At 66.3% G+C, this 17,691-nt stretch carries 16 protein-coding genes; 10 read left to right on the plus strand and 6 right to left on the minus strand.

All coding sequences use genetic code 11. From position 1 onward, the window contains the following. The first annotated feature begins 172 nt into the window (after positions 1 to 172). Genes P9A16_RS15325 through P9A16_RS15365 form a run of 9 tightly spaced genes read left to right on the plus strand, consistent with a single transcriptional unit; the run spans position 173 to position 8,916 of the window. Positions 173 to 1,000, plus strand: a complete 828-nt coding sequence (locus tag P9A16_RS15325; RefSeq protein WP_023513334.1) for an ABC transporter permease — start codon at positions 173 to 175, stop codon at positions 998 to 1,000. Further along, positions 997 to 1,773 (plus strand): ABC transporter permease, encoded by a 777-nt coding sequence (locus P9A16_RS15330; protein WP_023513335.1) that lies wholly within the window; start codon positions 997 to 999, stop codon positions 1,771 to 1,773. The genes P9A16_RS15325 and P9A16_RS15330 overlap by 4 nt, the downstream gene beginning before the upstream one ends. Continuing rightward, on the plus strand, positions 1,766 to 2,794 hold the full coding sequence (locus P9A16_RS15335) for an ABC transporter ATP-binding protein (protein ID WP_023513336.1): 1,029 nt from the start codon (positions 1,766 to 1,768) through the stop codon (positions 2,792 to 2,794). The genes P9A16_RS15330 and P9A16_RS15335 overlap by 8 nt, the downstream gene beginning before the upstream one ends. A gap of 5 nt (positions 2,795 to 2,799) precedes the next feature. Then, positions 2,800 to 3,723, plus strand: coding sequence for a nucleoside hydrolase (locus P9A16_RS15340; RefSeq protein WP_023513337.1), 924 nt, complete (start codon positions 2,800 to 2,802; stop codon positions 3,721 to 3,723). Beyond that, positions 3,720 to 5,510, plus strand: coding sequence for an adenine deaminase (locus tag P9A16_RS15345; protein ID WP_023513338.1), 1,791 nt, complete (start codon positions 3,720 to 3,722; stop codon positions 5,508 to 5,510). Before P9A16_RS15340 ends, P9A16_RS15345 begins: the two co-directional genes overlap by 4 nt. Then, on the plus strand, positions 5,507 to 6,409 hold the full coding sequence (locus P9A16_RS15350) for a DMT family transporter (protein ID WP_023513339.1): 903 nt from the start codon (positions 5,507 to 5,509) through the stop codon (positions 6,407 to 6,409). The genes P9A16_RS15345 and P9A16_RS15350 overlap by 4 nt, the downstream gene beginning before the upstream one ends. Positions 6,410 to 6,425: 16 nt before the next feature. Next, entirely contained in the window at positions 6,426 to 7,727 is a 1,302-nt protein-coding gene (locus P9A16_RS15355; RefSeq protein WP_023513340.1) for an amidohydrolase, read from the plus strand. A gap of 49 nt (positions 7,728 to 7,776) precedes the next feature. After that, complete coding sequence (locus tag P9A16_RS15360) at positions 7,777 to 8,481, plus strand: helix-turn-helix transcriptional regulator (RefSeq protein ID WP_023513341.1); 705 nt, start codon at positions 7,777 to 7,779, stop codon at positions 8,479 to 8,481. A 54-nt stretch (positions 8,482 to 8,535) separates the two neighbouring features. Continuing rightward, complete coding sequence (locus P9A16_RS15365) at positions 8,536 to 8,916, plus strand: VOC family protein (protein ID WP_278025751.1); 381 nt, start codon at positions 8,536 to 8,538, stop codon at positions 8,914 to 8,916. A gap of 62 nt (positions 8,917 to 8,978) precedes the next feature. Here the strand turns inward: P9A16_RS15365 and P9A16_RS15370 are convergent, their stop codons facing one another. The 5 genes from P9A16_RS15370 to P9A16_RS15390 are packed head-to-tail and all read right to left on the minus strand — an operon-like array spanning position 8,979 to position 14,978. Further along, the gene (locus tag P9A16_RS15370; RefSeq protein WP_023513343.1) at positions 8,979 to 10,496 is read right to left on the minus strand and encodes an amino acid permease; all 1,518 of its coding nucleotides are present in this window, start codon (positions 10,494 to 10,496) and stop codon (positions 8,979 to 8,981) included. 37 nt (positions 10,497 to 10,533) lie between these two features. Next, positions 10,534 to 10,893 (minus strand): DUF1937 family protein, encoded by a 360-nt coding sequence (locus P9A16_RS15375; RefSeq protein WP_023513344.1) that lies wholly within the window; start codon positions 10,891 to 10,893, stop codon positions 10,534 to 10,536. A 40-nt stretch (positions 10,894 to 10,933) separates the two neighbouring features. Then, the gene (locus P9A16_RS15380) at positions 10,934 to 12,328 is read right to left on the minus strand and encodes an FGGY family carbohydrate kinase (protein WP_023513345.1); all 1,395 of its coding nucleotides are present in this window, start codon (positions 12,326 to 12,328) and stop codon (positions 10,934 to 10,936) included. Next, positions 12,328 to 13,554, minus strand: a complete 1,227-nt coding sequence (locus P9A16_RS15385) for an NAD(P)/FAD-dependent oxidoreductase (protein WP_024271201.1) — start codon at positions 13,552 to 13,554, stop codon at positions 12,328 to 12,330. Before P9A16_RS15385 ends, P9A16_RS15380 begins: the two co-directional genes overlap by 1 nt. After that, complete coding sequence (locus tag P9A16_RS15390; protein ID WP_336314306.1) at positions 13,551 to 14,978, minus strand: NAD(P)/FAD-dependent oxidoreductase; 1,428 nt, start codon at positions 14,976 to 14,978, stop codon at positions 13,551 to 13,553. Before P9A16_RS15390 ends, P9A16_RS15385 begins: the two co-directional genes overlap by 4 nt. Positions 14,979 to 15,215: 237 nt before the next feature. Here P9A16_RS15390 and P9A16_RS15395 point away from each other — a divergent pair, with 237 nt between their 5' ends. Then, positions 15,216 to 15,986: a DeoR/GlpR family DNA-binding transcription regulator gene (locus P9A16_RS15395; protein ID WP_023512121.1), complete on the plus strand. Its 771-nt coding sequence runs from the start codon at positions 15,216 to 15,218 to the stop codon at positions 15,984 to 15,986. Between the two features lie 42 nt (positions 15,987 to 16,028). Here the strand turns inward: P9A16_RS15395 and P9A16_RS15400 are convergent, their stop codons facing one another. After that, the gene (locus tag P9A16_RS15400) at positions 16,029 to 17,384 is read right to left on the minus strand and encodes a purine-cytosine permease family protein (RefSeq protein WP_023513789.1); all 1,356 of its coding nucleotides are present in this window, start codon (positions 17,382 to 17,384) and stop codon (positions 16,029 to 16,031) included. Positions 17,385 to 17,691: the final 307 nt, after the last annotated feature.

Below are 17,691 nucleotides of genomic sequence, written 5' to 3' on the forward strand. Positions count from 1 at the left end.
CGGCATATCTCCTTCGCCCCCGCTTGCGGGGGGAAGGTGGCCGGCAGGCCGGATGAGGGGCAATCTCTATACGCGACCGCTCCCCCTCGTGGGGAGATGCCGGCAGGCAGGGGGAATTCCTCTGCGCTTCCCATCACCCCGAACCGCTGCCCTCTTTTCGGCAGGAGCACGCATGTTTCAAAATCGCGCTGAAGCCCTGGCGCTGGCCTTGCCGGCCGCCGTCTTTGCGACCGTCATCTTCCTGGTGCCTGTGGTCATCGTGCTGGCGGAGGGCTTTCGCAGCCCGGCCGGCTGGACCTTCTCGGCCTATACCAACTTCTTCTCCGAGCCACTGAACAGGCTGGTTCTGCTGCGCACGTTCAAGCTCGGCATCGCCGTGACGGTGGCGTCCGCCCTCATCGGTTATGCCGCCGCCTTTGCGATCGTCAATCTCAGCGCCTCCGGCAAGGGGCGCATGATCGGCTTCATCTCGCTGCCGCTGATGATCTCGCCGGTCGCGCGCACCTATGCCTGGATCGTCATCCTCGGCCGCACCGGCATCGTCAACCAGGCGCTGCAGGCCGTCGGCCTCAGCGACGAGCCGATCCGCCTGCTCTTTACCGAGACGGCCGTCTTTATCGGCCTCCTGCAGCTCTTCCTGCCGCTGATGATCCTGTCGCTGATCAGCGCGCTGGAAAACATGCCCAAGGATGCCATCCTCGCCGCCCGGGTGCTCGGCGCCAACTGGTTCCAGGTGTTCTGGAAGGTCATCCTGCCCTTGACGCGCGAAGGCCTCGTTGTCGGCGGCACTCTGGTCTTCACCGGTTCGCTGACGGCCTACATCACGCCCGCCATCCTCGGCGGCTCCAAGGTGCTGATGCTGGAGACGCTGCTCTTCCAGCGCGTCACCGTCGCCAACGACTTCGTCTCCGCAAGCGTCATCGCCTTCATCCTGATCGCCATGTGCTTTGCCGCGAACCTTCTCCTGAAACGGCTCGCCACCGCGAGGAACAAGCGATGAACCGCACGCTGTCCTTCACCATCCTCACCGCGCTGATCGTCTTCCTGATCGGTCCGTTCCTGATCATCGTCGCCGCCTCGCTTTCGGCCGGCGATACGCTTGCCTTCCCGCCGCAGGGCCTGTCGCTCAAATGGGTGCTGAAGGTCTTCACCGTCGAGAGTTTCCGCGACAGCTTCATCATGTCGATGATCCTCGCCGTCGGCGGCACCTTCGTTGCGCTGTTGCTCGGCGTGCCGGCGGCCTATGCGCTGTCGCGCTACAAGCTGCCCTTCGGCGAGACGATCAACACCATCGTTACCTTGCCGATCATCGTGCCCGGCATCATCGTCGGTCTCGCGCTCTTGCGCTATCTCGTCGTGCCCTTCAGTTTCTCGATCGGCGTTGCGCTGTTCCTTGCCCATACGGCCCTCGTGCTGCCCTATACGGTGCGTGTCGTCTCCTCCAGCTTCAACAACCTGCGCTCCGACATGGAGGAGGCGGCGGTGCTGCTCGGCGCCACCCGTCTCGGCGCCTTCTTCATGGTGGTGCTGCCGAATATCCGGGCGGGCATTCTCGCCGCCTTCATCCTCGGCTTCGTAACGAGCTTCAACCAGGTGCCTGTCTCGCTGTTCCTGTCCGGTCCTGGCGTGCGCACGCTGCCCATCGACATGCTCTCCTACATGGAAACCACCTACGATCCCTCCGTCGCTGCGCTGTCGGCCCTTCTGGCCCTGATGTCGATCGGCATCGTCTTCCTCGCAGAACGCTTCCTTGGATTCTCCCGCTATGTCTGATCGCGCTTTCCTCTCCCTCGAAAACCTGACGCTCTCCTACGGCAATTCGATCGCCGTCGACAAATTCAACCTCGACATCAGGAAGGGCGAACTCGTCGCCTTTCTCGGCCCGTCCGGCTGCGGCAAGACGACGACCATGCGCTCGATCGCCGGCCTCCTGACGCCGACCTCCGGTCGCATCACGCTCGACGGCACGGACATCACCCGCGTTTCCGCCAACAAGCGCAATGTCGGCCTGGTCTTTCAGTCCTACGCGCTCTTCCCGCATCTGACCGTTTTCGAAAACGTCGCCTTCGGTCTGCGTTTGAAGCGCATGCCGGCCGCCGACATCGAGGCGCGTGTCACCGCCGGCCTGAAGTCGGTCGGCCTTTCCGCCTTCTCCGGCCGCAAGCCGACGGAACTTTCCGGCGGCCAGCAGCAGCGCGTGGCGCTCGCCCGTTCCATGGTCATGGAGCCGAAGGTGCTCTTGCTCGACGAGCCTCTCTCCAATCTCGATGCGCGCCTGCGCGTCGAAATGCGCGCCGAGCTGCAGCGCGTGCAGAAGGAGACCGGGGTCACGATGATCTTCGTCACCCACGACCAGGCCGAAGCCCTGTCGCTCGCCGACCGCATCGTCGTGATGCGTGACGGCCTGGTCGAGCAGATCGGCACGCCCGAGGAAATCTACAACAACCCCGTCTCTTCCTTCGTCGCCGACTTCGTCGGATTCGAAAATGTCTTCGCGCTGAAGGACGGCAAGCTTGCTACGCCCGCGGGCGCGACCGCGCTTGCCGAGACGCTGCCCGGCAATGCCGCGGGTCTTGCCTGGCGCCCCGCAGGCGTCGTGCTCGATGCCGGCCCGTTCAAGGGCAAGGTGAAGAGCGTTTCCTTCACGGGCAATCTGCGCGAATACCTGCTCGACACGCCGCTCGGCCCCATCACGGCCGAGGTCAGTGCCGCGCTGCCGGTCCATGCGCTCGGTGCTGACCTCGCCTTCGACCTGCCGCTGAAGGCGGCCGCGCCCCTCCAGCGTTTCGCGTGACGGCGATGGGCGTCTGGATCGATACGGATATGGGGTTCGACGACATCGCCGCCATCCTCGTGGTGGCGCATGCGAGGGAGCCCATCGACGGCATATCGCTGGTCTTCGGCAATTCCGGCTTTGCGCAGGTGCGGCAGAATGCGGCCTCGGCTGCCGCAGCCTTCGGCTGGAGCTTTCCCCTCCACGACGGCCGGTCCCTGCCGGTCCTGGGCCGCCTCGAAACCGCGGAGAACATCCTTTCCGAAGCCGGCATGCTGACCGCCGGCCGCAGTCTGCCGCCAGTACCTCTGCCACCGGAGAGCGATGCCTTCTCCGCCCTCTGCCATTGGCTGGAGACGACGGAAAGCCCGCGCCGCATCCTTGCCCTCGGCCCGCTCACCAACATCGCCGCGTTGGCGCTCGCCCGGCCGGATCTGGCGAAGAAGATCGACGATCTTACCTGGATGGGCGGCGGCGTCACCGCCGGCAACCACACGGCCTCGGCCGAATTCAACGCCTTCGCCGACCCGGAAGCGCTCGCCATCGTGCTCGCCCATGGCCTGCCGCTGCGCATGGTCGATCTCGACCTCTGCCGCAAGGTCGTCGCCTTTCCGGACGACGCCGCGCCGGTCCGCACCGCAGGCGGGCGGAATGCCGACCTTCTGGCCGATCTTCTTGCCGGATACATCTCCATCGGGACAAGCCGTGGCCGTCCCGGCATGGCCATCTACGACCCTTGCGCTGCCGTCGTCTTCGTGCGACCGGAGCTGGTGACCTTTACTGCTGCCCGCATCGACGTGGAACTGTCCGGAATGCTGACCCGTGGACGCACGGTTGTGGATGTTCGCGCCGCCGCGGCAAGACGCAATGCCGCCTTCGTCTCCGATATCGACGTGGATGCCGCGCGTGCGGTCATCCTTGGCGCGCTGACTGCGGAGGCGCAGCGATGACCGGCCGGACCGACGCTTGCGACCTCGACGACGAGACCCTGAGGGAAAACGCCGTCGCGGCGGCCCGCGGCGACCGCGCCTTCGATATCCTCATCCGTGGCGGCACGCTGGTCGACATGGTGACGGGCGAGTGCCGCCCTGCCGATATCGGCCTCGTCGGCCCGCTGATTGCGAGCGTTCATGCGCCGGATGCCCGGCAGGATGCGGCGGAGACAGTCGACGCCACCGGGCTCTTCGTCTCACCCGGCCTCATCGATACGCATATGCATGTCGAAAGCTCGATGATCACCCCCGCGGCCTATGCCGCGGCGACGCTGCCGCGCGGCGTCACCACGCTTGTCTGGGATCCACACGAGCTCGGCAATGTGCACGGTGTTGCCGGTGTCGACTGGGCGGCGGAGGCAGCCGGCGCGCTGGCGCAGCGCCATGTGCTGCTTGCACCCTCCTGCGTGCCGTCCGCGCCGGATCTGGAAATGGCAGGCGCTGATTTTCCCGCGGAAACCATCGCCGCACTGCTCGCCCGCCCGGAGATCGGCGGCATTGCCGAGGTGATGGACATGCGCGCCGTCATCGAGGGGAGGGCACGCATGAGCGCCATCCTCGCTGCCGGCCGCCGGTCCGGCAAGCCGATCCATGGCCATGCGCGCAGCCTGGGCGGTGCCAATCTGCAGGCTTTCGTGACGTCGGGCATCAGCTCCGATCATGAGATCGTGTCCGGTGAGGACCTCGTGCAGAAACTGCGCGCCGGCCTCACCATCGAATTGCGCGGCTCGCACGATCACCTTCTGCCCGAATGCGTCGCGGCCCTCAACGCGCTGCCCCACTTCCCGCAGACGGTGACGCTGTGCACCGACGACGTCTTCCCGGACGACCTTTTTTCCGCCGGCGGCCTCGACGACGTGGTGCGCCGCCTCGTGCGCTACGGCATGAAGCCGGAATGGGCCTTGCAGGCCGCCACGCTGAACGCTGCCCGCCGCATCCGCCGCGACGATCTCGGCCTCATCGCTCCCGGCCGCCGGGCCGACATCGTGCTGTTCCGGGATCTTGCCGATTTTCAAGCGAAACGGGTCTTTTGCAGCGGGCGTCTTGCTGCTCGCGATGGTGCCCTCATCGAAGCGGCACAGGAAATCGACGCGGCGCCGCTTCGCGGCTCCATGCATCTTGCGCCGCTCGTGGACGATGATTTCCGTATTCCCTGTGCGGGCAGCGAGGCGACCGTCGCCCTGATCGCCAAACCGCGCTTCACCGAATGGGGCGAGGCCGTCGCGAAGGTCGAGAACGGCTTTGTCGTTCCGCCCGCCGGAACCACGCTGATCGCGGTGGCACATCGGCACGGCAAGACGGATGCACGCCCTCGCGTCGGCCTCCTGTCCGGCTGGGGTGACTGGCGCGGCGCGCTTGCCACCACCGTCTCGCATGACAGCCATAACCTCACGGTCTTCGGTAGCAATGCGCGGGACATGGCCGTGGCGGCCAATGCGGTGATTGCCGCCGGCGGCGGCATGGCCGTAGCGGCGGAGGGCAAGGTGCTGGCGCTGCTCGCGCTGCCGCTCTCCGGCCTGATTTCCGATGCGCCGCTTGAGGACGTGGCCGCCGCCTTCTCGGCGCTGCGCACCGCGGCCGATGGCATCGTCGACTGGCAACCGCCCTACCTGGTGTTCAAGGCCGTCTTCGGCGCGACGCTCGCCTGCAATGCCGGCCCGCACCAGACCGACCGCGGCATCGCCGATGGCACGACCGGCGTGCTGCTCGAAAACCCGGTCTTGAGCATTCGGGGCCTTCCGTGAACGCATCCGCCAACACCACCGCTCCATCGGTCAGCACCGGTCTCTTGCTGCCGGCGATCTTTGTGCCGCTCTGGTCGAGCGGCTTCGTGCTGGCGCGGCTCGTCGCGCCCCATGCGGAGCCGCTGACCTTCCTTGCCGTGCGCTTCTGTCTTGCCTTTCTGGCACTCGCCGCCATCGCGCTCTGGAAGAGGGCCCGCTGGCCGCGCGCGGCGCAGGAATGGCGACAGGCGCTGCTCGCCGGCGTGCTGATCCACGGCCTTTATCTCGGTGGTGTCTTCTGGTCGGTGGCAAACGGCCTGCCGACGGCGATTTCCGCGCTGATGGCGGGCATGCAGCCGCTGCTCGTGACGTTGCTGGCCGGCCGGCTGCTCGGTGAGCGCATGTCGCGGCGCGGCGCCATCGGCATCGTCATCGGCGCCATCGGCACGCTGGTCACCCTGGCGCCGAAGCTCGGCGCGACGGATGCCGGCGGCATTCCTCTCGTGCCGCTTCTCGTCTGCCTTGCGGGCGTGCTCGCCATTACCACCGGCTCCATCCTGGTGAAGCGTACGAAGATCACCGCAGATCCGCTGACCAACACAGCCGCGCAATATATCGGCGCGCTGGTGCCGACGGCGATCCTCGTGCCCTTCGTCGGCGGGCCGGCCTTCGATACGACGGCGGTGCCGTTGTGGATCGGCCTTGCCTGGTCGGTTTTCGGCATGTCGCTCGGGGCGATCCTCTTGCTCCTGCACATGATCCGCCAGGGCGCACTGTCCAAGGTGTCGTCGCTCTTCTTCCTCGTGCCCGGCGTCTCGGCCCTGATGGCCTGGATCGGTTTTGGCGAAAGCCTCACCCTGGTCCAGATTGCCGGCCTCTGCATCGCCACGCTCGGCGTTTCCCTTGCCAGCCGCGGCTAAACTGACAGGAACCACCATGACCCTTGCCGAGATGATCGCCACCAGCAATGCGCCCGCCGTCACCGTGCGCCGCGACCTGCATCGCCATCCGGAAACGGCCTTCCTCGAATACCGTACCGCCTCGCGCGTTGCCGCCTATCTCGACCATCTCGGTTTTGCCGTGCGCACCGGCCGGGACGTGATGGATCCAGCCGTCGTCATCGATCCGCCCTCGGCCGAGGCGGTGGTGGCAGCAAAGCAGGCGGCTCTTGCCACGGGCGGCGATCCCGTCTGGATGGACCGTATGCCGGAAGGCCTTACCGGGGTCGTCGCGGACTATCGTTTTGGCGACGGGCCGATCGTCGCCTTCCGCTTTGACATGGATGCGCTGCCGGTCAACGAGACCGGGGCCGAGACGCACCGGCCGAATGCGGAGGACTACCGCTCGCGTTTTGCCGGCCGCATGCATGCTTGCGGTCATGATGGCCATGTCGGCATCGGCCTTGCGCTCGCCCGCCGGCTTTGCGCGGAGAAGGGACTTTCCGGCACTCTGCGCCTGATCTTCCAGCCGGCGGAGGAAAGCGCCCGCGGTGCTGCGCCCATGGTGGCGGGCGGCGCGGTCGACGCTGTCGATCATCTCTTTGTCGGCCATCTCGGCTGCCTGTTGCCGTCCGGCAGGATCGGTGCCAGCGCTGTCGGCTTCCTGTTCTCCAGCCGCTTTGTCGTCACGTTCCGCGGGGCTGTCGCCCATGCGGCGATGGGGCCGCAGGAGGGGCGCAACGCGCTGCTGGCCGGGGCCTCGGCGGCGCTCGGCTTGCACGGCATTTCGCGTTTTGCCGGTGCGGAAACCTTCGTCAATGTCGGCGTTCTGCGCGCCGGTACGGCCTTCAACATCGTGGCCGACACCTGCGAGATGCTGGTGGAGGTGCGGGCCGACGACCGTGCGGCGCACGACTACATGGTCGAGCGGCTGCACGCGGTCATCGAGGGCGCCGCCGCCATGCAGCAATGCGGCGTGGATATCGTGCGCAAGAACCACATGCCCGGCAACGAGAACAGCCGGAACGCCACCGACCTCATCGCCGACGTGGCGCGTGGCCTGCCCGGCGTCACCGAGGTGCTGCCGGAATGGTCGATCGGGGGTGGCGACGATGCCTGCCTGATGATCCGCCATGTGCGGGAGAACGGCGGCTCGGCCGCCTATTGCATCATCGGCAGCGATATACCAGCCGTGCACCACGCTGCTGATTTCGATATCGACGAGGCATCGCTCGAAACTGGCGTCGCGCTGTTTGCCGGCATCGCGCAGCGCCTGCTGGGTGGCGAAGCGCGCGCATAGCACCCTGCTGCCGCTTTCTGGCAGCGGCGGGTGCGTATAGAGTGCCGGCATGTCCCGCTCCGAACGCCTCTTCGCTCTCCTGCAAGCCCTCCGCCGTCATCGCCGGCCGGTGAGCGGGCGGGTTCTGGCGGAGGAGACGGGCGTCAGCTTGCGCACGCTCTACCGCGACATTGCCAGCCTCCAGGCGCAGGGCGCCGGCATCGAGGGGGAGGCGGGACTGGGTTATGTTCTGAAGCCCGGCTTTCTCCTGCCGCCGCTGATGTTCTCGCCGGAGGAGATCGAGGCTCTTGTCCTTGGCGCCCGCTGGGTGGCGAACCGCGGCGACGACCCGCTGCAGGATGCCGCCCGCAACGCGCTGGCCCGGATATCGGCAGTGCTGCCGCCTGAACTGCGCGAGACGCTGGAGGCATCGCCGCTGCTCGTCGGTCCGGGGAATGCGCTTCCGGCAAGTTCGGTGGACCTTGCCGTCCTGCGGCAGGCGATCCGCACGGAGCGCAGGCTTTCCATCACCTATCGCTCGGCGGAGGGCACGGCGTCGGCTCGCGTGATCTGGCCCTTCGCGCTCTCCTTTTTCGACCATGCGCGGGTGGTGATCGGATGGTGCGAGCTGCGCGAGGCCTTCCGGCATTTCCGCACCGACCGGATCGATGCGGTTGAGGTGTTAGACGACCGCTATCCCAGGCGCCGTCAGGCCCTGTTGCGGGCATGGCGCGAGGCGGAAAACATTCCGCAGCAGCGCATGCTGCTGCCATAAACTGGCAGCAGGGGATGGTAGCTGTTTCCTGTCTTTCAACGACAGGAGGCTCCGATGAGCAACATCAACAGCGTTCTTCTCTATGTGGCGGATGCAGCGGTAAGTGCCCGCTATTATGCACGTCTTCTCGGCCAGGAGCCGGTGGAGGCGAGCGCGACCTTCGCGATTTTCGTGCTGCCGTCCGGCCTCGGTCTCGGCCTGTGGGGCAGGGAGGGCGTGGCGCCGGCTCCGGCAGCGGCCGGTGGCGGAAGCGAGATCGGTTTCACGGTCGAGACCGTGGAAGAGGTCGATCGCCGTCATGCCGCGTGGCGGGAGAGAGGCGCCGACATCCTGATGCCGCCGACCGATCTCGACTTCGGCCGCAGCTTTGTCGCCGTCGATCCCGATGGCCATCGCCTGCGCGTCTATACGGTGACGGACAACTCCCGAGCCTAGCGGCCGCCGGATATAGGAGAAGACCGGCCAGGGTTTCCCCGGCCGGTCGGCAGAGAGCGCGGCTATTCTGCCGGGGCAGACTTGTATTCCGCGCCGCGATCGGCATCGAGGATGCTGTCGATGGCGATGAGGTCGGGCATCTTCAGGCCGTTGGCGCCGCCGCGCGAGACGAGCAGGTAGCCGAGGTAGACGGCGCCGATGGCGAACATGATCGCGACATAGGACCACGGCTTTGCGAAGGAGGCGTCGCGGAAGATCGCCAGTTCGAAGGCAAGCCAGGCGATGGCGAGGACGAGCACCGGAACCTCCCAGGCGCCGAGCGTGAAGCCCTGGCTCGGCGGCAGCTGGTGGCGCTTGGCCGCATACATCAGCACGGTCACCGCATAGATGATCGCCGGCAGCAGCGTTGCGGCGGAGAACAGCGAGAACAGTGCATCGGTCTGCTGCGAGAACAGCGCGAGGATGACCTGCCCGATGACGGCGACGAAGATGGTCGCGTTGACCGGCGTGTGCAGGGTCGGGCTGATCTTGTGCCAGAGCTGCCACCCCGGGAAGCGCTCGTCGCGTGACATGGCCCAGACGAGGCGTGTGCCGCTGAGAAGGATGACGAGGCCGCAGGAGAAGATGGAGATGACCACCAGAACCAGCAGGAAATTGCCGACGATAGGGCCGAGCACGCGTGTGATGACATCCGCGATCGGCGTTGCAGAGGCACCGAGTGCTGTCGGATCGCCGAGAAGGGCGGTGACGGCGATGAGGAACAGCATGCCGATGATGCCGAGGCTGAGAACCGCCTGCCACATCGCCTTCGGCACGACACGCGCCGGTTCGCGGGTTTCCTCGGCAAGGTTTGCCGCCGATTCGAAACCGACGATGGTGAAGGCGCCGAGCAGCGTGCCCATGATCCACGGGCCCGCCTTGGTCAGTTCGCCGAAGGCATAATAGCCTTCCGCGCCGATCGTGCCCGTGCTCGTCAAATTGGCGAAGTCGAGTTCGTTGTTGATGGCGCCGACCGCAAAGAGCAGCACGACGAGCCCGATCATGCCGACGAGCTGGATGGTGACGGCGACCGCGTTGAAGCGCTGGGTGAACTTCGTGGAGAAGGCGATCATCACGGCCTGGGCGACGATGACGAGGCTGGTGATCCACCAGGCGTTCATGGTCGTGCCCTCGTAGCCGAAGAGGACCGGCAGCACGGTGGAGGCAATGGTGTAGTCCACCGCGCAGAGCACGATGGCAAGGAAGGTGAAGCTGATCCAGCCCATGATCCAGCCGAAGACCGGATTGGAGATGCGCGACGTCCACTGGTAAACGTAGCCGGTCACCGGAATGCGTGCGGCGAGCGAGCCGAGGATGAGAGCGACCATCAGCTGGCCGACGACAACCACCGGCCAGGTCCAGATGCCCATCGGTCCCGATGTCGAGAGCATGGCGCCGTAGGCGGTGAAGATGCCGGTCGCGATCGAGACGAAGCCGAAGGCGACGGCGAAGGATTGAAAGGCGGTGACGTCACGCTTCAGCGTGTCGTGCTGGCTTGCGTGATGGGATGGCGCGGGCCGTCCCGTGGTGTTCTTGCTCATGGTTCCCCTCCTGTTTCAGGTTTGGTATGCGGTCAAGTCATGCGGGAAAGTCGCCCTCGGCCTCGCTCCAGAGGCTGACGCGGCGGTTGCGTTGCTTGAAGAAATCGATCTCGCGCGCGACGCCGGCGCTTTCTTTCCAGCCGTCGGTATCGATGACGATCAGCTCGTCCATCGCCTCCATGAAAACGGCATCGACCGGCCCCCAGAGCTTGCCGATGCCCGCCTTGTCGAGATCGGCAAGGTGGCCGTTGATCGGATGGGACATCGACACCTGGCTGAAGACGGCGCCGCCGCCCCGCACGATGCGGGCGGCCACGGCGTTCGACAGCGTGAAACGCTGTTCCACGACCGTTTTGTCGGCATGCCCGTAGGGGCATGCGAGAAAGATCTTTCGCATGTTCTAAGCTCCGGAAATGGTCTGTCTGTGGTCGAGGGCGTCACTGACGCCAGGCTCGAGCCCTCTCGATGGCGCGCGCGAAGCGCGCATGCTCGGCCGTGCTGACGGAAGCATCCGGCGTGAAGGTCTGCGCCGCCTTGCGGGCGCCGCTGACGTCGACGCCGCAGAGTTCGGCAAGGCCGAGCGCTGTCAGCTCGTGCATCGGCGGCACGGTGATCGACCGCCTGCTCGCCGAGGCGAGGAACTGGGCGAAATAGCTGCTCTGCGACAGGCCGCCGTCGATGGAGATGCTTTCACCGAGCGGGACGACCTGCGCGGCGGCCTCGATGAGGCCCACCGTCAGCATCGCGATGCCCTCCAGCACCGCGCGAACCATGTCCCGTCGGTCCGTTGCATGGTCCATGCCGATGAAGAGTGGCGCAGCCTGGCGGTCCCAGTAGGGGGCGGCAAGGCCGGAAAGCGCCGGCACGAAAACGATGCCGCGGCTGAGGGCCGACGGCCCCTCGAAGCTGCCGAGCTCCTCCATTGCCGAGAAGAGGCCGATATTGCGCGCCCATTCGAGCGCCGAGCCGGCATCGTAGACGCCGCCTTCGACGGCGAAGGTCGGCGCTTCGCCCTTACGATGCCAGGCAATGGTCGGCAGAAGGTCTGAAGCGGGCGGACGCCTGTCTCCGGTGACGGACAAAAGGAAGGCGCCGGTGCCGAAGGTGATCTTGCAATCACCGGGCTTGCGGCAATCGTGGCCGTAAAGGGCGGCCTGCTGGTCGACGATCGAGACCTTGACGGGCGTTCCGCCGATGGTCCCGAAGGTCTCGTTGACGGCGGCGATATCGGGAAGGCAGTGCCGAGGGACGCCGTGCAGGTCGCACATCTCCTCGCTCCAGCTGCCGGTGGCAAGATCAATGAGGCCCGTGCGCGAGGCGGTTGCCAGATCCGTACGGAACGTGCCGCACAGCCGGTCGAGGAAGAAGGCGTCCGTCGTGCCGAGCCGCAGGCGGCCGGCCTGAAGCGCGGTGGAGACCGCCGGGATGTTCTTGACCAGCCAGGCGAGTTTGCTGGCGGAGAAATAGGGATCGAGCGGCAGGCCGCAGACGCTCTTGGAGCGTTCCTCCGCGGCAGGCGGCAGGGCGGCAAGGTCGTCCGCCGTCCGCGCATCCTGCCAGACGATGACAGGAGAGAGGGCCTTTCCGGTCTCTGCGTCCCAGGCAAGGCAGCTTTCGCCCTGGTTGGAAATGCCGATCGCATCCACCGGCCCGGCGCCCTCCAGCACGGCCTCGATGTTGCGCAGCAGTTCCTCCGGATCGTGCTCCACCCAGCCGGGTGCCGGATGGTGCTGCGCATGGCGGCGCGTGCCGGCGACCGTCCAGGCCCCGCCATCCTCGACGACGAGGCAGCGGGTGGACGTCGTGCCCTGATCTATGGCGGCTACCCGCATTATGATTCCTCCCTGAAACGAAAATGGACGTGCTGCGCCTGCGGCGCCGCCGCCGGAATGGGCACGAGGACGCGCCGCTCGGGCATCCAGGTGCCGCTGGCGTGCCACACTTCGCGCCCCTCCAGTTCAAGCGACAGGCGGCCCTTCGCGCGGCGCAGGAAGCGCAGCTGGAAGTCCCGGAATGCCGCAGGCAGAGAGGCCGCACGGCGCAGGATGTTCGGCACGACGAGCTTGACCGGATCGTCGAAGGTGACGGCAACCGGTTGTGCCGCCTCCGGGTCGCGGCCGATATCCGCAGCCAACGAGCGCCCGATTGCGCGGCCTTCGCGATAGGCCCAGCCGCCGGTCTCGACCGCGCGCAGCACGTTGCCGGCAGCAAAATGCAGCGGATCGCGCGCGCGTCCATATTGATCGACCGCCGGGCCGGCGCTGCCGGTATCGACCCCGATAGAAGACTGCAGGAACAGCGCCGATTCCGGCGTGAACTGTCCCGTCAGCAGTACGCCGTCACAGGCGAGGGTTTCGAGCTCACCGTTCCGGCGGATGGTGACGGCCTCGACGCGATCGCGCCCGATGATGTCGACGACGTCGGTACCGCGATGGAACGGCACGCCGACCAGTGTGGGAAACCAGTTCAGGGGGGGCCGGGCAAGGGCATGGGAGCGCGGCTCTATCATCGCGACGGGCCTTGCCCCGTGGGAGAGGCAGGTCAGCACGGCCGACAAAGAGACGAGTTCGGAGCCGACGATGAGCGGGCGGCGGAACGGCACGAGGCCGTGGAAGGCGATGTAGGCCTGGAGCGTGCCCGTGGTGATGACGCCGATCGGCCGGTCGCCGGAGAGCAGGCGCGCAGAGCGTGGCTTTTCGCGCGCGCCGGTCGTCACCAGGATGCGTCTTGCACGGAGGGTCTCGACGCCGCGGCCCGAGGTGACCGTGACGGCCCCACCCTCTTCCAGCCGCACGACGGAATGGCCCGTGCGGATATCGACGCCGGCCGTGGCGGCTTCCCGTTCGAGTTTGCGGCCATAGGCCGCCCCGAAATAGACGCGGCCGAATTCCAGCATGCCAAAGGGGGAATGGCTGCAGTGGCGGGTTGCGCCACCGAGTGCCGGCTCACGGTCGAGCAGGGTGACCCGCCCGGCGCCGCGCTTGCACATCTCGATGGCTGCCGCGACGCCTGAGGGGCCGCCGCCGATGACGATGACATCCGCGTCGAACGGGCTCATCGGCTCTCCCCCGTTTCGCTGGCCAGTGGTGTCGCAAGCTTTCCGCGGGTCATCTCGGCAAGGCGTGCATTGCAGTAGAAGCCCTGGCAGCGCCCCATGCCGGCGCGCGTGCGCCGGCGCAGGCCGCCGAAATCGCCGGGCGGGACGGGGCTGTCGAAGGTCGCCTCGATCTCGCGGCGCGTGACCAGCTCGCAGTGACAGACGATCTCGCCATGGTCGGGGCGTTGCCAGTCGCGCTCCCGGCATTCGGCCAGATTGGGGACTGAGACCGGCGGAACCTCGGAAGGGTGTGCAAAATCACCGGCAAAATCCGAATACAGCTTCAGGGCATGCTGCGCGAGGCCAAGAGCAGAGCTGAGGCCTGTCGAGCGGATGCCGCCGAGCGTGATGGCGCGCTTGTCGGGCCGCACGAAAACCCGATAGCCCTTTTCCTCGCTGGCGGGGCGTAGCCCGGCATAGACCGCCGTCACCGGAATACCGGCAAGGGCGGGCACGATTTCCGCCGCGCGGCGCAAGAGGGCGTCGAGCGTTTCCGTCTCGACCGTGGCGCGCACCCGGTCCTCCTGCTCCTCCGCCGTCGGGCCGACGAGCACGTTGCCGAAGGCGGTGGGACAGACGACGATGCCCTTGGTGATTTCCGTCGGGACCGGCAGGATGATGCGGGGGACATGGCGCGCGGCGGCCTTGTCGAGCACGACGAACTGGCCCTTGCGCGGCTTGATGCGGAAGGCCGCTTCGAAGCCGAGGCGGCTATCGACGATATCGCCGTAGAGGCCGGCCGTATTGACCACGCTGCCCGCCTCGATGATGCCGGCCGACGTTTCCAGCCACCAGCTCCCGTCGAACGCGCCTTTGAGAAGTTCCGCGCCGCGCAGGAAGATCGCGCCGAGCGAAACGGCCTGCGTGAGATAGGCGAGCGGCGCCGACCAGGGATCGATGACATGTTCGCCCGGCACTTCGAGGGCGCCGGCAAGGCGTTCCGACAGCGTCGGCATTGCGGCGCGCGCTTCGGCGCCTGAGCGGAGCACGACATCCGTGATGCCGTTTTCGTGCGCCTGGGCGTCGATGGCGGCCAGCTTGTCGGCCTCGAGGCTGTTCCAGGCGCAGACGAAGGCCGTTGTGGTGACGAGGGGCAGGTTCAGCGTGTCGCGGATCGCGAGATACTCCCGCCGGCCCGCGCGGACCAGATCGAGCTCGAGGCTGCCGGGCGGGGCGTCGAAGCCCGTATGCAGGATCGCGCTGTTCGCCTTGGACGCTCCGGAGAGAATGTCCGTTCCCTTCTCGATAAGCACGACCTTCGCACCGGCCAGCGCAAACCGCCGGGCGACCGCACAGCCCACGACGCCTGCGCCGATGATCGCGATGTCGAATGATCCGCTGATGGCGGGGGGAAGGGGCACTGACATTTCTCCCGTTCGGTCAATGATTGACTGAACGGTATTTAACGTTTGACCGAATGTAAAGCGGGATTGCGAGCCGGTTCGGACTCAACGTGACGGGAAGCCCTGATTTTCAGCGCGCGCTGTGCAAGAGTGAAAACCTCAGGTTTTGACCGATCGGTCTCTTTCCGGTCATTGACTTGACCGATCATCGCGCTACAACGGGAAAGCATAGCAAACGAGTGGCTTTGCATTCGAAAACCGTTGCCGGAAAGGACCATTGTGAGGCCTGCGGATCGCCACGAAAAAATTGTGCGGCTGGTGCACAAGGCTGGGGAAATCGGTGTCGATGAGCTGGCCCAGACGCTCTCCGCCTCCCGGGAAACCATCCGGCGCGATCTCTCGAACCTCGATGCGATGGGGCGCCTGAAGAAATTCCATGGCGGCGCGCGGGTTCGCTCCACGCCATCGGTCGAGCCGGCCGTGGAGGGACCCTTCGCGCTGCGCATGGCGGAAAACCTCACCGCAAAACGACGGATCGCCTATGCCGCCGCCCGGCTGCTTGCGCCGGGGGATTCGGTGTTCATCGACACGGGCACTACGACGCTGATCCTGGCGGAGGCGCTCGTCGACCTGCCGGCGCTGGTCGTCATCACCAATTCCTGGAAGATCGCCGCGACGGTTTCGGCCAATGCCGATCACAAGGTCTTCCTGCTCGGCGGAGCCTATGGCGCGGACGCGGGGGAGACGCTCGGGCAGTTCGCTGTCGAGCAGGTGCGGAAGTTCCGCGCGCGCCACGCCTTTCTCACCGTCGGGGCGGTGGATCAGCATTCGGTCATGGACTTCGACGCGCAGGTAACGGAGGTGGCGCAGACCATGATCGAGCGCGCGGAGGCGGTCACCGTGCTGGCGGATGCTTCGAAATTCGGCAAGCACGGCATTTTCGAGGTCGCGCCCTGGTCTGCGCTGGACCGGCTGGTGACGGAACAGGAGCCGCCGGCCTCGATCGCCGAGGCGCTGGCGGCCGCCGGGACGGAAGTCGTGATCGCCTGAGCGGGTAGACCGTGCCCCGAGCTGGGGGCACGGCCAGCGGGCTCAGCCCGCCACGAGGAACCAGGAACGGCGCGCCTGCATCAGCCCCACGGCATAGATGGAGAAGGCAAGGACCGCGGTCGCGGGTGCCGAGAGTTCCGCATAGGCGCCGCCCCAGACATGGAGCGCGATGCCGACCGCGGCGGCGACGAACCAGGCGCTGATACCGAGCGGATTGAAGGCCGGCACATGGCTGGAGCGGTATTCGATGGCCGGACCCACCAGCGTGCTGTAGCGGTCGATCAGGATGTGCGCCATGGCGACGGCGACCCAGGCGACGACGAAGATGCCCTGGTAGGCGAGGGCCTGGAGCAGGTAGGAGAAGACGTCGGCGAGCATCAGGAGATAGACGATGACGCCGACCGCGATCGCCCAGCCGACGCGGCCGAAGGGCAGGCGGCCGAAGAGCTGCACCAGCGCTTCGAGGTTGACGGCGGCGAGGTAGTAGTTCGCCGTGTTGATGCGTGTCTGCGTGACCCAGACGAAGGCGAGGCCCCAGATGCCCATAAGCTTCAAGAGCGCCAGCAGCACGCTGACCTCCGAGAGCGCGCCGAGATCCGGCACGGTGCCGATCATGAACATGCCGAAGAGGCCGCTCACCAGGAAGGCGACGGCGTAGAAGGGCGTGCCGAAGTTGAACCAGGCGTGATAGCCGGCGTCTTCCTGGCGTCCGAAGCGGGCATAGTCGAAGGTGAACATCATCAGCACCCAGACGCCCATGTAGTAGACGAAGCAGGACCACCAGCCGCCGGCCGGTTCGCCGGTTTCCGGGCCGAGGTTCAGCCATTTGTCGCTGTAGCCGTATTCGCCGATGGCGAGCGCGACGGCGACCACGAGGCCGAGGATGTAGAAGGGCAGGAGCACGCCGTTGAACTTGTCGAGCCAGGTCTGGATGCTGCCGAAGATCAGGGGCACGCTGTAGAGCACGACGATGAGCGCCGCGACGGGATAGGAGATCGACGGCATGACGGTGTTGATGCCGACGGCGATGACCGAGCCCTCGAAGACGGCGTAGTAGATCGCCGTGGCGCAGAAGATCAGCGTTGCGAGCCCCGCCCCGACATTGCCGAAGAGGACGCGCGAGAACAGCGCGACGGAAAGCCCGGTGCGGATGGCGAAGCGGCTCAGCACCGCATTGACGACGCCATAGGCGATGACCGACAGCACGATGCCGATGATGGCGTTGCGCGTGCCGAAATTGAGCGCCATTGCCGCGCCGACGACGATATAGAAGACGGCGCTGCACACGGCCCACCAGGCCATGGTCAAGGCGCCTTTCGGCATGCGCGCGTGCGGCGGGACCGCCACGTTGGAAAAATCCGAATTGTCGGCTTCGGTGGCCGATACATTGCCTGCCATCTTGTTCCCCTCGATTGTTGCAGGTGATGCGGTTCGACCGGCGACAGTGTCAGCCGGGCGGGCGATTGGGTGCGTATCTGTCTGGTGGCGAGGTGCTTGGGTCTGATCCGCCGGCTTCGGATTGCCGATGCGAAGGGGATCAGGGACCTCGGAGAAGCGTCATCGACATTGGTGCGTGCATTGCTCCTCCCCACGCATGTCCTCTTTGACCAGCCAACGCTAGGCCGATTGCCTCCTTTTGAAAAATTCTATTTTTGCATGCTTTGCATCTGAAAATCAGAACTGTTCATTTGCTGCCATGGCCGTA

The organism is Shinella sp. 838 (assembly GCF_029623935.1).
Lineage (GTDB): Bacteria > Pseudomonadota > Alphaproteobacteria > Rhizobiales > Rhizobiaceae > Shinella.

Bases quoted from the DNA above. Each gene is read 5' to 3' on its own strand.
- P9A16_RS15325 (WP_023513334.1), top strand. From the start codon at position 173: ATGTTTCAAAATCGCGCTGAAGCCCTGGCGCTGGCCTTGCCGGCCGCC.
- P9A16_RS15400 (WP_023513789.1), bottom strand. From the start codon at position 17,384: ATGGCAGGCAATGTATCGGCCACCGAAGCCGACAATTCGGATTTTTCC.
- P9A16_RS15335 (WP_023513336.1), top strand. From the start codon at position 1,766: ATGTCTGATCGCGCTTTCCTCTCCCTCGAAAACCTGACGCTCTCCTAC.
- P9A16_RS15345 (WP_023513338.1), top strand. From the start codon at position 3,720: ATGACCGGCCGGACCGACGCTTGCGACCTCGACGACGAGACCCTGAGG.
- P9A16_RS15330 (WP_023513335.1), top strand. From the start codon at position 997: ATGAACCGCACGCTGTCCTTCACCATCCTCACCGCGCTGATCGTCTTC.
- P9A16_RS15380 (WP_023513345.1), bottom strand. From the start codon at position 12,328: ATGCGGGTAGCCGCCATAGATCAGGGCACGACGTCCACCCGCTGCCTC.
- P9A16_RS15340 (WP_023513337.1), top strand. From the start codon at position 2,800: ATGGGCGTCTGGATCGATACGGATATGGGGTTCGACGACATCGCCGCC.
- P9A16_RS15375 (WP_023513344.1), bottom strand. From the start codon at position 10,893: ATGCGAAAGATCTTTCTCGCATGCCCCTACGGGCATGCCGACAAAACG.
- P9A16_RS15360 (WP_023513341.1), top strand. From the start codon at position 7,777: ATGTCCCGCTCCGAACGCCTCTTCGCTCTCCTGCAAGCCCTCCGCCGT.
- P9A16_RS15370 (WP_023513343.1), bottom strand. From the start codon at position 10,496: ATGAGCAAGAACACCACGGGACGGCCCGCGCCATCCCATCACGCAAGC.
- P9A16_RS15355 (WP_023513340.1), top strand. From the start codon at position 6,426: ATGACCCTTGCCGAGATGATCGCCACCAGCAATGCGCCCGCCGTCACC.
- P9A16_RS15365 (WP_278025751.1), top strand. From the start codon at position 8,536: ATGAGCAACATCAACAGCGTTCTTCTCTATGTGGCGGATGCAGCGGTA.
- P9A16_RS15385 (WP_024271201.1), bottom strand. From the start codon at position 13,554: ATGAGCCCGTTCGACGCGGATGTCATCGTCATCGGCGGCGGCCCCTCA.